Below are 14,616 nucleotides of genomic sequence, written 5' to 3'. Positions count from 1 at the left end.
AACTCAGTGGGCCTTTGCCAGCTTCGCCAGTTCGCCGTCCGGCTGCCAGCCGGCGCCCAGGGAGCGGGCCACGGCCACCGTCGCCAGCAGACGCTGGGTCTTGATCTGCACGGCGGCGCGGTCCGCTGCCAGCGAACTGCGCTGCGCATCGGTGACGTCAAGATAGGTCGAGATGCCGCGCTCGTAGCGCGTGCGCGCCACCAGGTAGGCGCGCGCCGCCGCTGCCTGCGACAGGGCCTGGGCATCGCCCTGCAACTGGCGCTGCTCCACGTCGGACAGGGCGTCTTCCACTTCGCGCAGCGCCGTCAGCAGCTTCGTTTCGTGGTTCGCCACGGCTTCCCCATAGCGCGCCTTGCTCAAATCCAGGTTGGCCTGGTTGCGGCCGCCGTCGAAGATGGGCAGCGACAGGGCCAGCGGGCCAAAGCTGAACTGGCGCGAACCGCCCTGCGCCAGGTCGCGCAGCTTTTCCGACGCGTAGCCGAAATTGCCCGTCAATTGCAGCGACGGATAGAACGCGCCTTCGGCCACGCCCACCTGCGCGTTTGCCGCGCGCAGGTTCGCCACGCTGGAGATCAGGTCGGGGCGGTGCGCCAGCAGGCTGGCCGGCAAGCCGACGGGAATGGCCGGGGGCAGCGGCAAGCTGGAAGGCTCGGCGGCCACCGGCAATTGCAGCGCCGATGGCGGCTTGCCCGTCAGCGTGGCCAGGCTGTTTTCCAGCTGGTTGCGCTGGCGCTTGACTTCATGCAGGTCGGCTTGCGCGTTCGACAGTTCCACTTTCGCGCGCGCCAGATCCAGCTCATTCGTCAGGCCCGCATTGAAGCGCGCCTCGACCAGCTGCGCCGATTCGCGGCGCGTGTCGAGCGCGCCATTCAAAATGGCCATTTCCGCATCGAGTCCCCGCAGCTGCCAGTAGTTGCTGGCCACTTGCGCCGACAGCATCAGCAGCACGCCATCGCGGTCGGCCTGCGCCGCCAGCGCCTGCGCATCAGCCGCTTCGACCAGGCGTTTCACGCGGCCCAGCAAGTCGACTTCGTACGACAGCGTACCGCCCACGGAAAAATTATTGCCGCTGATGGAGCGGTTGCCCAGGGCCAGGCCCTGCGAGGTGTTGGCCGACGTGCGCGAGTTCGAGATGCCCGTGCTGACGTTCACGCTCGGGCCCTGGTTGGCGCGCGCCGTGCCGCTTTGCGCCAGCGCCTGCAGCAGGCGTTCGCCCGCCGCTTTGATACTGGGATTGTCCTGCAGGGCGCTGCGCTCGAGGCGGTCCAGGGTGGCGTCGCCGTAGATGCTCCACCACTCTTTCGGCAGCTGCGCGGCGTCGGCCGTGGCCGCGCCGTGGCGGAACGAGGCGTTGTCGATGCCGGCCACATTTGCCGGGGCCGTGAAATCCTGGCCCACGGTACCGCAGGCGGACAGCGCCACGGCAAGGGAAGCGGCCAGCGCGATTTTCGTCAATACTGTTTGCATGGTGTATACCTTCTTGTTCTTTAAGGGCTTGCGTTGGCGGTCAATGACCGCCGCCACCGCCACCGGGGGCTTTGAGTTTGTCGGCCAGCCACAAGGGCACGATGCAGGCCAGCAGGATGGCGCCGATCAGGAAGAAGCCATCGTTGTAGGCCATCACGTACGCTTCGCGGCGCACGATGCCGTCGATCGCCTGCAAGGCCTGGTTGCCGGCCGTGACGGCGTCATAGCCCTTGGCCATGAACGAGGACGTCAGCTGGTCGATGCGCAGCTGCGTGGCGCTGGAATACGCATTGATCGCTTCGCCCAGGCGCTGCGAGTGGAAGTGCTCGCGCGTGCTCAGGGCCGTGGCCAGCAGGGCGATGCCGATGGAGCCGCCCAGGTTGCGCGTCATGTTGAACAGGCTCGATGCGGACGGCATGTCCTTCGGCGCGATGCCCTTCATGGCGAAGTTCGACAGGGTCAGCATGACGAAGGGCTGGCCCAGCGCGCGCACCACCTGCGACCACAGCAGCTGATCGTAGCCGGTGGACGCATCCATGTACGCATTCATCATGCACGAACCGCCGAACAGCAAGAGGCCGAACGAGCACAGGATGCGGTTGTCCACCTTGGAAGACAGCTTGGCGACAAAGGGCATGATGAACAGCTGCGGCAAGCCCACCCACATGATGACTTCACCGATCTGCATGGGCGAATAGCCGGCGATCTGGCCCAGGAACAGGGGCAGCAGGAAGGCCGAGCCATACAGGCCCATGCCCGTCACTGCCGACAGCACGGTGGCGACCAGAAAGTTGCGCTGGCCGTACAGGCCCAGGTTGACGAACGGTTCGGCGCGCGTGGCGCTGGTGACGACCCAGCCCAGGATGCCCACCAGGGCCAGTGCGGCGAAGGTGATGATGAAACCCGAGTCGAACCAGTCCTTCGAATTGCCCTCTTCCAGGAAGATGGTCAGGCAGCCCAGGCCCAGGGCCATGAAGAAGATGCCCAGCCAGTCCGCTTTCCAGAACATCTCGAGCTTCATCGGCTCCTTGTCCAGGCCGTAGATCATGCCGGCGATCAGCAGCACGCCCGGCACCCAGTTGATGTAGAAGATCGAGGGCCAGCCATACAGCTCGGAAAGGTAGCCGCCCAGGGTCGGGCCCATGGCCGGCGCCAGGGTCGCCGTCAGGCCGAAGATGGCCATGCCGACGGCGCGCTTCGAGGCGGGCAGCTTGAGCATCACCAGGGTGAACGCCATGGGGATCAGGGCGCCGCCCGTGAAGCCCTGCAGCATGCGGAAGACGATCATGCTTTCCAGGTTCCAGGCCGTGCCGCACAGCGTGGAGAACAGCAGGAAGAAAGCGGTGGTGCCTATCATGTAGGTGCGCAGGCCGAACACGCGCGCCAGCAGCGCGGTGAGCGGGATGACGATGATTTCCGCCACCAGGTAGGCCGTGGAAATCCACGAGCCCTCTTCCTGGGTGGCCGACAGCGAGCCAAGGATATCCTTGAGCGAGGAGTTCGTGATCTGGATGTCGAGCACCGCCATGAAGGCGCCCAGCATGCCGGCGGCGACGGCCAGCCAGGTACGCCCGGAGACTTTCTCGCTGATCACGGGAAACGCCGGCGATGCCGCCGGTGTGGTGGAAGGGCTGCTCATGGAAGCTTAGCGGGCGGCGGTCTGCACGGCTGGAGCGGCTGGCGCGGCGGCGTGGCGCTGCGTATTTTCCGACGCGGGCTGGTTCACTTCCACTTCGGCGATCACCGACATGCCCGGCACCAGGCGGCCGTTCATGGCCTTGATGTCTGCCGGCTGGAAGACGATCTTCACCGGCACGCGCTGGACGATCTTCGTGAAGTTGCCGGTGGCGTTATCGGCCGGCAGCAGCGCGAATTGCGCGCCCGAGGCAGGCGCGAAGCTGTCGACCGTGCCCACCAGTTTCTTGCCCGGCATGGCGTCGATCGTCACGTGCACGTTCTGGCCGCGGTGCAGGTCGGCCAGCTGCGTTTCCTTGAAGTTGGCGGTGACCCAGACGTTGTCCTGTACGATGGCCGTCAGTTGCTGGCCAGGCTGCACGCGCATGCCCGTTTCCACGTTGCGCTTGCCGATGCGGCCGGCGACGGGAGCCAGGATGCGGTTGTATTGCAGCTGCTGTTCCGCGTCCTTCAATTGCACGCGCAGCACAGCTACCTGGGCCTTGGCCACGTCGCGCGCAGCTTGCGCCGCACCGATCTGCGCCTTGGCGGCCGATGCGCTGTCGCGGCGGGCGGCCAGGTCGGCCACGGCGCTGGAGCGGGCCGCATTGGCCGCATCGACTTCCGCTTTCGAGACGGCTTTCATCTGGCTCGTGTACAGCTGGCCATAGCGCTCCGCATCCTGTTTCGCGCGCAGCAGCTGCGCGTCCGCCTGCGCCACTTGCGCCTGGGCGGCGCTCGCTTGCGCCTGCACTTGCGCGATCTGCGCGTCAGCCTGCAGCACTTGCTGCTCGGCGCTGGCGATCTGCGCGGCGATCTGTTCGGTCTTCACGCGCTGGTCGAAGGGATCGAGTTCGGCGATCACGTCGCCCTCTTTCACCATTTGATTGTCATCGATGAAAACCTTGGTGACGACGCCGGAAATGCGCGCCGACACGGGATGCACGTGGCCCGAGACATAGGCGTTTTCCGTTTCCACGAAATAGTGGCTGCGGTACCACATGCGCGCGCCGGCGCCCAGTGCGACGAGGACGATCAGGCCGGCGATGATTTTCACGCGGTTGTTCGGCGGGGCGGAGCTGGCGGAAGCGGCGGGCGTGGAAGGTGCGGCTGGGGCCGCGGGTGGGACGGCGCTAAGCACCTTGTGCTCTGCTTGGCCTGGCTGGTTGGACATACTCGCTCCGAAAATGAAATGATATAGGTTCATTATTGGTCAAAGAAAAGCCAAAGTCAAGAAATGAAACGATTGCATTTCATTTTAATTTGCACTACAGTGTGAGCCATCACTTACCTTCCAACTTATAAAGAGACCCAGACCATGCCCGATCCCGGCCTCAGCGATACCTTGCCAACCGATAAAGAATCCAGCGATGCCGCCCAGGAGCTTTCCTGCTGCGGCAAGCCAGCCGGCCGCCCGCGCGCAGCCGACATGGAGGCGCGCATGGAAAACCTGCTGCACACGGCCGGTTGCCTGTTTCTGGAAAAAGGGTATGGAAAGGTCAGCCTGGAAATGATCGCTCGCGAAGCCCATGTGGCCGTGCGCACGATTTATGTGAAATTTGGCGGCAAGTCAGGCTTGTTCAATGCCGTGGTGGAACTGCGCCGCGCCGCCTACTTCTCGACCATGCCGGCGCTGGAAACGGATATGCGGCCCCTGCCCACCATCCTGGGCGAGTTCGGCCTGCTATTCGTGCAGCTCGTTACGATGCCGGCCGCCATCCGCCTCAATCGCATGGTGGTGGCCGAAGCGGCCACGCACCCGGAACTGGCGGAAACGTTCTACAAGGTGGGACCGGGACAGACACGCGAGATGCTGGTCAAGTTTTTCAGCCGCCCCGACATCGCGCCGCTGTTCCGCGCCGAGTTGACGCCGTCCATGCTGGCGCTGCACCTGCTCAATTGCCTGCTGGGAGATCAGATGTCGCGCCTGCTGTTCCCGCCGCAGGCGCAACCAGATGTGGCGCAACTGCGCGCCAAGGTGGCGGTCAGCCTCGACCTGTTCCTGCGCGGCACCCTGCACCAGCCACTCGGGAACTGACGCGCGGTTCAGCCAGGGTGGCTGCCCGCTTCCTGCAACACCGTTTCGGCACGCCCATCGCCCAAGCCCAGCGCACGCAGGAAAGGCTGGGCTGCCGACGGGCCTTCGAGGCTGAGTGAAGGCTCACTGCCATCATACCGTTGCGGACCATAGCGCATCAGGTCGAACGAAGTTTCAAAGCGCTGCGCCAGGAAATAGGTGCGGAAATAATCGAAGGCAAACGCCACCTGCCTATCGGCGCGCAGCAGCAAGCCGTGCGCATACAGCGGCGCCAGCCAGTCCCCGGCCCCCATGGTCCAGCCCTTCACGCCACAATAATCGCTGGCAAAACGCTCCAGTTCCGCCTCGCCCAGGAACATCGTCTTGGCTTCGAACATCACGAATGCCAGCTCGATCAGGAATTCGCGCGCATCGGCAGCCGTGCCGGCGTCCGCGCGCGGCGGCACGCCCGCCCTGCCCAGCAAGCCATCGAAATAGGCGGACTCGGCTGCCAGTTCCGGCAGCAGGGTGGCAAACACATACTCGGCATCCACCTGGCCCGTTTCCTGGCCATTCGGCGTGTACAGCACCGACAGGGCGAAGTTCTTGCTCACTTCGTCGAACTCGCGCAGGGACACGGTCCACTGCGTGCCTGCCGCGTCGCCATCGGCCGCGCCTGTGCCGAACTCGAGCACGGAAAACGCCGCCATCTGGCCATGCGTACCGTACAGGCTGCCAGGATTGCTCTTGAACAGGATGCCCAGCGACTTCATGAGCGAACTGGCATCGCCCGTATGCTGGTGGCCATGGAAGACGGCGTGGATATTCTTGTAGTGCGCGCGCTGCTCGGCACTGGCGTGCTCATCGGCGGAGAAAAAGCTGAAACCGGCATTGCCCAGCGCCGCGGCCGCCACACCCTGCACGCGGCTGCCCGGCACCAGGTAGAAACGCGCGCCGGGCAAGCTGGCCGCCTGCAGCAGGGGGCGCAGGAAGTATTCATAGACATACACGGGCGTCGTGCCGGCGCAGGCGTCGGGCGCCACCAGCTGGCCCGTGAAGAAAATCGCATCGATCTGCTTGCCGGCGGCCAGGATAGCGGCCACATCCTGGTACAAGGCATGCAGCATCACGGCTTGCTCTTGCTCATCAGCCCGACGCAGACGGACATCGGCAATATGAAGGGCGGTAAACTTTTTCATTGTTGCAAAACTCTCTCAGTACAGCGGAACTTGACCGAAACCCACGCTGGCAACATTCCTGGAAAAATCACACGCTTCTGTTGAAGCAAAAAGCAAAACATGGTTACAGACCTCCATTCTGCCACTTTTTCCATACGGCAATACTCACCAATTTTCACATAGGGCGGATACGCCACGCTGCATCTGCGGTTTACCTTGCCAGGATCAAGGGAAATAAAAAACCCGCAATCGCTTGCGGGTTTTTTGTACTGAAAATTAACTTTTTATCAGCGCTTGCGCGGCGGCGGCAAGTCCGTGCATACGCCTTCGTACACTTCGGCAGCCATGCCGATCGACTCGCCCAGGGTCGGGTGCGGGTCGATGGTCTTGCCGATGCCGGTGCCGTCGCCCTTCCTTGATGGCCAGCGCGATCTCGCCGCCACATCGTCATCTGTCGCCCGCATGCGTGCCGACGATGGCGCCACAGCGGATGTGCTGGATGAAAAAAACCCGCAATCGCTTGCGGGTTTTTTGTACTGAAAATTGACTCTTTATCAGCGCTTGCGCGGCGGCGGCAAGTCCGTGCACACGCCTTCGTACACTTCGGCGGCCATGCCGATCGACTCGCCCAGGGTCGGGTGCGGGTGGATGGTCTTGCCGATGTCGGTGCCGTCGCAGCCCATCTCGATGGCCAGCGCGATTTCACCGATCATGTCGCCCGCATGCGTGCCGACGATGGTGCCGCCGATGATGCGGTGCGTCTCCGCATCGAACAGCAGCTTGGTGAAGCCTTCGGCACGGCCATTGGCCACGGCGCGGCCGGAAGCGGCCCACGGGAAGTGGCCCTTCTCGACCTTGATGCCCTTGGCTTTCGCTTCGTCTTCCGTGATGCCGGCCCATGCCACTTCCGGGTCCGTGTAGGCGACCGAAGGGATCACCTTGACGTCGAAGTGCGACTTCTGGCCGGCGGCCGCTTCGGCAGCCACATGGGCTTCATGCACGGCCTTGTGCGCCAGCATCGGCTGACCCACCAGGTCGCCGATGGCGAAGATGTTCGGCACGTTGGTGCGCATCTGGCTGTCGACGTTGATGAAGCCGCGGTCCGTCACTTGCACGCCCGCCTTGTCGGCGGCCAGCTTCTTGCCGTTCGGGCTGCGGCCCACGGCGACGAGCACCAGGTCGTAGACTTGCGGCGCCGGTGCCGTGGCACCCGCTTCGGCTGCTTCGAACGTGACCTTGATGCCTTCCGGCAGTGCCTCGACGGCTACCGTCTTGGTCTTGGTCATGATGTTGTCGAAGCGTTTTTCATTGAACTTCTGCCACACCTTGACGGCGTCGCGGTCCGCGCCCTGCATCAGGCCATCCATCATTTCGACCACGTCGATGCGCGCGCCGAAGGTCGAATACACGGTTGCCATTTCCAGTCCGATGATGCCGCCGCCGATGACCAGCATGCGTTTCGGGATCTGGCGCAATTCCAGCGCGCCCGTCGAATCGACGATGCGCGGATCTTCCGGCACGAAAGGCAGTTTCACCACGGACGAACCGGCGGCGATGATGGCCTGCTTGAACTGCACGACCTTCTTCGTGCCGTCATTGGCCGTCACTTCGATGTGGTTCGCGGAAAGGAACTGGCCCACGCCCGTCACCACTTGCGTCTTGCGCGCCTTGGCCATGCCGGCCAGGCCGCCCGTCATGTTCGAAATCACGCCTTCCTTGTACTTGCGTACCTGGTCGATGTCGATGGTCGGCTTGGCAAACGTCACGCCCGTGTTGGACATGTGCGCCGTCTCGTCGATCACGGAAGCGACGTGCAGCAGCGCCTTCGACGGGATGCAGCCCACGTTCAGGCACACGCCGCCCAGGGTCGCGTAGCGTTCGACGATCACCGTGGACATGCCCAGGTCGGCCGCGCGGAACGCCGCCGAATAGCCGCCAGGACCGCCGCCCAGCACCATCATGTCGACGTCGATGTCGACCTGGCCGCTGTAATTGCCGGCCGGGATGGCGGCGACGGCCGCCGGTGCCGGGGCCGCAGCGGCGGCAGGTGCTGCGGCCGGAGCTGGCGCAGCGGCAGCAGCCGGAGCAGCAGCCGCGCCTTCCGACGCTTCCACCACCAGCAGCGCGCTGCCTTCGGCGATCTTGTCGCCGACCTTGACCTTCAATTCCTTGACGACGCCCGCGTGGGTCGATGGAATCTCCATGCTGGCCTTGTCCGATTCGACCGTGATCAGCGACTGGTCCACCTTGATGGTATCGCCCACCTTGACCATCAGTTCGATGACTTCGACTTCCTTGAAGTCGCCGATATTCGGTACTTTTACCTCTACTGTGCTCATCAATCGCTCCTTACAGCAGAATTTTGCGCATGTCGGCCAGGACTTCGCCGAGGTACACGGAGAATCGCGCGCCCATCGCGCCATCGACCACGCGGTGGTCGTAGGACAGCGAGGTGCCCATCATCAGGCGCGGCTGGAAGGCCTTACCATCCCATACCGGCTTGATCGAGGCTTTCGACAGGCCCAGGATGGCCACTTCCGGCGCATTGACGATAGGCGTGAAGTGCGTGCCGCCGATGCCGCCCAGGGACGAAATCGTGAAGCTGGCGCCCTGCATGTCGGCCGGTTTCAGCTTGCCTTCGCGTGCCTGCAAGGACAGTTCCGTCATTTCGCGGGCGATCTGCGAGACCGACTTCTGGTCCGCGCCCTTGATCACGGGCACCACCAGGCCATTCGGCGTGTCGGCCGCGAAGCCGATGTTGTAGTACTGCTTGAGGATCAGGTTTTCGCCCTTGGCATCCAGCGAAGCGTTAAACGCGGGGAATTTCTTCAGCGCGGCGACGGACGCCTTGATGACGAAGGCCAGCATGGTCAGCTTGGCCGCATCCTTGTTCTTCGCATTGGCCGCATTGGTGTCGACGCGGAACGCTTCCAGGTCCGTCACGTCCGCTTCGTCGAACTGCGTGACGTGCGGGATCATGACCCAGTTGCGGTGCAAATTCGGACCCGAGATTTTCTTGATGCGCGACAGCGGCAGCAGTTCGGTCGTGCCGAACTTGCTGAAGTCCAGCGACGGCCATGGCAGCAGGTCCAGGCCCACACCCGAACCGGCCTTGGCGGCAGGAGCGTTCGGCGCGGCGACGGCGCCCGACATCACGCCCTTGACGAAGTTCTGCACGTCTTCCTGGGTGATGCGGCCCTTCGGACCGGAACCGCCCACGCGGGCCAGGTCCACGCCCAGTTCGCGCGCGAACTTGCGGATCGACGGCGATGCGTGCGCCAGCTTGCCATTGACGGCAGGGGCGGCGGCCACTGGCGCCGGGGCAGCAGCGGCGACCGGCGCCGACGCGACGGCAGCAGCTGGCGCGGCGGCAGCTTGCGCCGGTGCGGCGGCAGGTGCTGCAGCAGGAGCGGCAGCGCCACCGGTCGTTTCAACGACCAGCACCAGCGAGCCCTTGGCGACCTTGTCGCCGACCTTGACCTTCAATTCCTTGACGATACCGGCGTGGCTCGATGGGATTTCCATGCTGGCCTTGTCCGATTCGACCGTCAGCAGCGACTGGTCGACCTTGATCGCATCGCCCACCTTGACCATCAGTTCGATGACTTCGACTTCCTTGAAGTCGCCGATATCAGGCACGGTCACTTCGACCAGGGCCGGCGCGCCGGCAGGGGCGGCGGCTGGCGCGGCCGCAGGGGCAGCTTCGGCAGCCGGTGCAGGGGCGGCAGCGGCTGGCGCCGGTGCGGCCGCAGGGGCAGCCGTGGCCGAGGCGTCGTCCGCCACTTCCAGCAGCAGGACCAGCGAGCCTTCGGCGATCTTGTCGCCCACGTTGACTTTCAATTCCTTGACGACACCGGCGTGGCTCGATGGAATTTCCATGCTGGCCTTGTCCGATTCGACCGTGATCAGGGACTGGTCGACCTTGACCGTATCGCCTGGCTTGACCATCAGTTCAATGATCTCGACTTCCTTGAAATCGCCGATATCCGGGACTTTGACTTCCACAATGCTCATAGCTTGCTCCGTTATTTTATTTGTCAGATGGACCCGCACACACGCCAGGGCGGCACTTTCGCACCGCCCTGGCATCATCGGGTCCGCACAACGATTACTGGGTCACCGGATTCGGTTTGTTGGCGTCGATGCCATACTTGGCGATCGCCTGCTCCACCACCGACACGTCGATCTTGCCTTCGTCAGCCAGCGATTTGAGCGCGGCCACGGTGACATAATAACGGTTCACTTCGAAGAACTCGCGCAGCTTGGCGCGGCTGTCCGAGCGGCCAAAGCCATCGGTGCCCAGCACTTTATAAGTGCGGCCCTTCGGCATGAAGGCGCGGATCTGTTCTGCAAACGCGCGCATGTAGTCGGTCGTGGCGACGATCGGGCCATCCGTGTCCTGCATCAGCGACGTCACGTACGGCACGCGCTGCTCTTTCGACGGGTTGACCATGTTCCAGCGTTCCGCATCCTGGCCATCGCGGGCCACCAGGGTCAGCGACGGCGCCGACCACACGTCCGCAGCCACGCCCCAGTCGTTGGCAAGCAATTCGGCGGCGAAGATCGATTCGCGCAGGATGGTGCCGCAACCGATCAACTGTACGCGCAGCTTGGCGTCCGCCGGGCCTTCCTGCAGCTTGTACATGCCTTTCAGGATGCCTTCTTCCTGGCCTGGCTTGATGCCTGGCTGGGCGTAGTTCTCGTTCATGATCGTGATGTAGTAGAACACATCTTCCTGGTTGGCGATCATGCGGCGCAGGCCGTCCTGGATGATGACGGCGACTTCATGGCTGAAGGTCGGATCGTACGGCATGCAGGTCGGGATGGTCGCGGCGAAGATATGGCTGTGGCCATCTTCGTGCTGCAAGCCTTCGCCGTTCAGGGTCGTACGGCCAGCCGTGCCGCCCATCAGGAAGCCGCGGGCGCGCATGTCGGCCGAAGCCCATACCTGGTCGCCGATGCGCTGGAAGCCGAACATCGAGTAGAAGGTGTAGAACGGGATCATGATGCGGTCGTTGGTCGAATACGACGTCGCCGCGGCGATCCACGAGCTCATGCCGCCCGCTTCGTTGATGCCCTCTTGCAGGATCTGGCCAGCCTTGTCTTCGCGGTAGTACATGACCTGGTCTTTGTCGACCGGCTCGTACAACTGGCCTTTCGGGTTGTAGATGCCGATCTGGCGGAACAGGCCTTCCATGCCGAAGGTACGCGACTCGTCGACCAGGATAGGCACGACGCGCTGGCCCAGGTTCGGGTCTTTCAGCAGGGTCGAGATGACGCGCACGAATGCTTGCGTGGTCGAGATTTCACGGCCTTCAGGCGTGGCTTCGAGCACGTTCTTGAACGCGTCCAGGCCAGGCACGGGCAGGGTTTCTTCCGACTTCTGGCGGCGCTGCGGCAGGTAGCCGCCCAGGGCCTTGCGGCGCTCGTGCAGGTAGACCATTTCCGGCGCATCGTCGGCAGGCTTGAAGAACGGGATGTCGGCCAGCTTGTCGTCCGGGATCGGCAGCGAGAAGCGGTCGCGCATTTCGCGGATGGCTTCGTCGTCCAGTTTTTTCGTCTGGTGCGCCGTGTTGCGCGCTTCGCCCGACTTGCCCATGCCGTAGCCCTTGATGGTTTTCACCAGCAGGACGGTCGGCTGGCCCTTGTGTTCCTGGGCGATCTTGAAGGCCGCGTAGATCTTGTGCGGATCGTGGCCGCCACGGGTCAGACGCCAGATGTCGTCGTCCGTCATGTTGGCAACCATTTCCAGCAGCTTCGGATGCTTGCCGAAGAAGTGCTTGCGCACGTAGGCGCCGTCTTTCGCTTTGTAATTCTGGTATTCGCCGTCGACGGTTTCCATCATCACGCGCTGCAGGATGCCTTCCTTGTCCTGTGCCAGCAGGGCGTCCCAGCCCGGGCCCCAGATGACCTTGACGACGTTCCAGCCGGCGCCGCGGAATTCGCCTTCCAGTTCCTGGATGATCTTGGTGTTGCCGCGCACAGGGCCGTCCAGGCGCTGCAGGTTGCAGTTGACCACGATGACCAGGTTGTCGAGCATGTCGCGCGCGGCCAGGCCGATCGCGCCCAGCGATTCCGGCTCGTCCATCTCGCCATCGCCGCAGAACGCCCAGATCTTGCGGTTGTCGGTCTTGGCGATGCCGCGTGCGTGCAGGTACTTCAGGAAGCGCGCCTGGTAGATCGCCATGTGCGGGCCCAGGCCCATCGACACGGTCGGGAACTGCCAGAAGTCAGGCATCAGCTTCGGATGCGGGTACGAGGACAGGCCCTTGCCGTCAACTTCCTTGCGGAAGTTCAGCATTTGCTCTTCCGTCAAGCGGCCTTCGAGGAAGGCGCGCGCGTAGACGCCGGGCGAGGAGTGGCCCTGGATGTACAGCAGGTCGCCGCCGTGGTCGGCCGTTGGCGCATGCCAGAAATGGTTGAAGCCGATGCCCAGCATGTTCGCCAGCGACGCGAACGAGGACAAGTGGCCGCCCAGGTCGCCGTCGGCGCGGTTGGCCTTGACCACCATGGCCATGGCGTTCCAGCGCATCCACGAGCGCAGGCGCTCTTCGTATTCCAGGTTGCCGGGACAGTGTGCTTCTTGTTTGGTAGGGATGGTATTGACGTAGGCGGTGGTGCTGGAGAATGGAATCTGGGCGCCGCGGCGGCGGGCCAGGTCAACCAGGCGCTCCATCAGGTAATGCGCGCGTTCCGGACCTTCATTTTCCAGTACGGCTTCGAGCGCGTCCAGCCACTCCTTGGTTTCCTGCATATCCGGGTCGGTGCCGATCTGTGTCGTTACCTGGTTCAGTTGAGCTGACATCTGTTGAGTCTCCTTTGTGAGCGCCCCACCCCGATTTTCCGGATCGCTGTCGGACGGTATTTCGCTGATTATTTACTATTAAGTCGGTTTAGTGTGGGGATTCTAACAGCGTATTTACTATTTTTCAAATTACGATATAGCATTTCGCATTGTGAAATTACCCTATGAAATTTATGCTGCAGTGCCGCAAATTCCGCCCGGAAACTAGGATGTGCAGAGTAGCAAATAGCGGCGAAACCGGAAAACTTGCATACCCTGGCCGCCCCTGCTCTACGAGCACATCAGCAAACCGAATTACCACCCCAGTCGTCCGCACAGGCATACCGAGCCAAGCGGGCCTGAAAAATGTCGAGGGCAAGGCGCAGCGACGCAGACAGTACGCCAGTACGGCAAGGAGCTGCAACGCCGCCATCGGCATTTTCTCAGGCCCGCGTCTCTGGCCCGCTGTTGTTAAGCCTTGCGCTTTTAAATGCATAGCACTGCTTAACTTAACGGATTGGCGCCAAAACCGCCCCTTTGCGCCGCCCGGCTTTATAATTTGACTTTCTCCTCCCACAGCTCTCAGCCTCCCTACCATGCCAGCACAACTGATCGACGGAATCGCCCTCTCCCAAAAACTGCGCAGCGAAATCGCCACCCGCGCCGCCGCCCTCACAGCCAAGGGCACCCAGCCCGGCCTGGCCGTGATTCTCGTCGGCGAAGACCCGGCCAGCCAGGTGTATGTCCGCAACAAGGTCAAGGCGTGCGGCGACGTGGGTTTTCACTCGGTGCTGGAAAAATATGAAGCGGACCTGTCCGAAGCGGACTTGCTGGCACGCATCGCCAGCCTGAATACCGACCCGGCCATCCACGGCATCCTCGTGCAAATGCCCTTGCCCAAGCACATCAACCCGCACAAGGTCATCGAAGCGATCGCCACGACGAAAGACGTGGACGGCTACTCCGTGCTGAGCGCCGGCGAACTGATGACGGGCTTGCCCGGCTTCCGCCCGTGCACGCCGTATGGCTGCATGAAACTGATCGAAAGCACGGGCGTGGACTTGCGCGGCAAGCACGCCGTCGTCATCGGCCGCAGCAACACCGTCGGCAAGCCGATGGCCCTGCTGCTCTTGCAAGCGAACGCTACCGTCACCATCTGCCATAGTGCGACCCCGGACCTGGGCTTGTACACGCGCCAGGCGGACGTGGTCGTGGCTGCCGTCGGCCGCCGCAACACCCTGACGGCCGACATGGTCAAGCCGGGCGCCATCGTCATCGACGTGGGCATGAACCGCGACGATGACGGCAAGCTGTGCGGCGACGTGGATTTTGCCGGAGTGAAAGACATCGCCTCCCACATCACGCCCGTACCGGGCGGCGTGGGGCCGATGACGATTACCATGTTGCTGATGAATACCGTCGAGGCCGCAGAGCGCATTTAAGAGGAGCACCTGAGAAAACGTCCATGGCTGCGTTGCAGTGCCTCGCCGTACTAT

The 14,616-nt window shown here is 63.2% G+C and carries 9 protein-coding genes and 1 pseudogene; 2 read left to right on the top strand and 8 right to left on the bottom strand.

Annotation, left to right across the window (positions count from 1 at the left end; translation table 11 throughout):
- Positions 1-3: 3 nt before the first annotated feature.
- Genes VPH41_RS03860 through VPH41_RS03850 form a run of 3 tightly spaced genes read right to left on the bottom strand, consistent with a single transcriptional unit; the run spans position 4 to position 4,315 of the window.
- Entirely contained in the window at positions 4-1,467 is a 1,464-nt protein-coding gene (locus VPH41_RS03860) for an efflux transporter outer membrane subunit (protein ID WP_328569026.1), read from the bottom strand.
- 40 nt (positions 1,468-1,507) lie between these two features.
- The gene (locus VPH41_RS03855) at positions 1,508-3,106 is read right to left on the bottom strand and encodes a DHA2 family efflux MFS transporter permease subunit (protein ID WP_152257518.1); all 1,599 of its coding nucleotides are present in this window, start codon (positions 3,104-3,106) and stop codon (positions 1,508-1,510) included.
- Positions 3,107-3,112: 6 nt separating this feature from the next.
- Complete coding sequence (locus VPH41_RS03850; protein ID WP_287779845.1) at positions 3,113-4,315, bottom strand: HlyD family secretion protein; 1,203 nt, start codon at positions 4,313-4,315, stop codon at positions 3,113-3,115.
- 144 nt (positions 4,316-4,459) lie between these two features.
- On the opposite strand from VPH41_RS03850, the gene VPH41_RS03845 reads away from it, so the two are divergent.
- Complete coding sequence (locus tag VPH41_RS03845; protein ID WP_328569025.1) at positions 4,460-5,179, top strand: TetR/AcrR family transcriptional regulator; 720 nt, start codon at positions 4,460-4,462, stop codon at positions 5,177-5,179.
- Between the two features lie 8 nt (positions 5,180-5,187).
- Here the strand turns inward: VPH41_RS03845 and VPH41_RS03840 are convergent, their stop codons facing one another.
- The 5 genes and pseudogenes from VPH41_RS03840 to aceE all read right to left on the bottom strand — a co-directional run bounded on the left by VPH41_RS03840 (position 5,188) and on the right by aceE (position 13,141).
- Positions 5,188-6,288 (bottom strand): hypothetical protein, encoded by a 1,101-nt coding sequence (locus VPH41_RS03840; RefSeq protein ID WP_328569024.1) that lies wholly within the window; start codon positions 6,286-6,288, stop codon positions 5,188-5,190.
- 335 nt (positions 6,289-6,623) lie between these two features.
- Positions 6,624-6,819, bottom strand: a pseudogene (locus tag VPH41_RS03835) (dihydrolipoyl dehydrogenase); the annotation flags it as partial.
- A gap of 71 nt (positions 6,820-6,890) precedes the next feature.
- Positions 6,891-8,675 (bottom strand): dihydrolipoyl dehydrogenase, encoded by a 1,785-nt coding sequence (gene lpdA / locus VPH41_RS03830; protein ID WP_328569023.1) that lies wholly within the window; start codon positions 8,673-8,675, stop codon positions 6,891-6,893.
- 10 nt (positions 8,676-8,685) lie between these two features.
- The gene (aceF, locus tag VPH41_RS03825; RefSeq protein WP_152283315.1) at positions 8,686-10,350 is read right to left on the bottom strand and encodes a dihydrolipoyllysine-residue acetyltransferase; all 1,665 of its coding nucleotides are present in this window, start codon (positions 10,348-10,350) and stop codon (positions 8,686-8,688) included.
- A gap of 94 nt (positions 10,351-10,444) precedes the next feature.
- Entirely contained in the window at positions 10,445-13,141 is a 2,697-nt protein-coding gene (gene aceE, locus VPH41_RS03820) for a pyruvate dehydrogenase (acetyl-transferring), homodimeric type (RefSeq protein WP_152257524.1), read from the bottom strand.
- A 575-nt stretch (positions 13,142-13,716) separates the two neighbouring features.
- Here aceE and folD point away from each other — a divergent pair.
- The gene (folD, locus tag VPH41_RS03815) at positions 13,717-14,562 is read left to right on the top strand and encodes a bifunctional methylenetetrahydrofolate dehydrogenase/methenyltetrahydrofolate cyclohydrolase FolD (RefSeq protein ID WP_152283314.1); all 846 of its coding nucleotides are present in this window, start codon (positions 13,717-13,719) and stop codon (positions 14,560-14,562) included.
- Positions 14,563-14,616: the final 54 nt, after the last annotated feature.

This window comes from Janthinobacterium sp. P210006, assembly GCF_036231885.1.
Taxonomy (GTDB): Bacteria; Pseudomonadota; Gammaproteobacteria; order Burkholderiales; family Burkholderiaceae_D; genus Janthinobacterium; species Janthinobacterium violaceinigrum.
The sequence above is the reverse complement of the archived record's forward strand: the minus strand, read 5'-3'. Positions and strand labels throughout refer to the sequence as shown.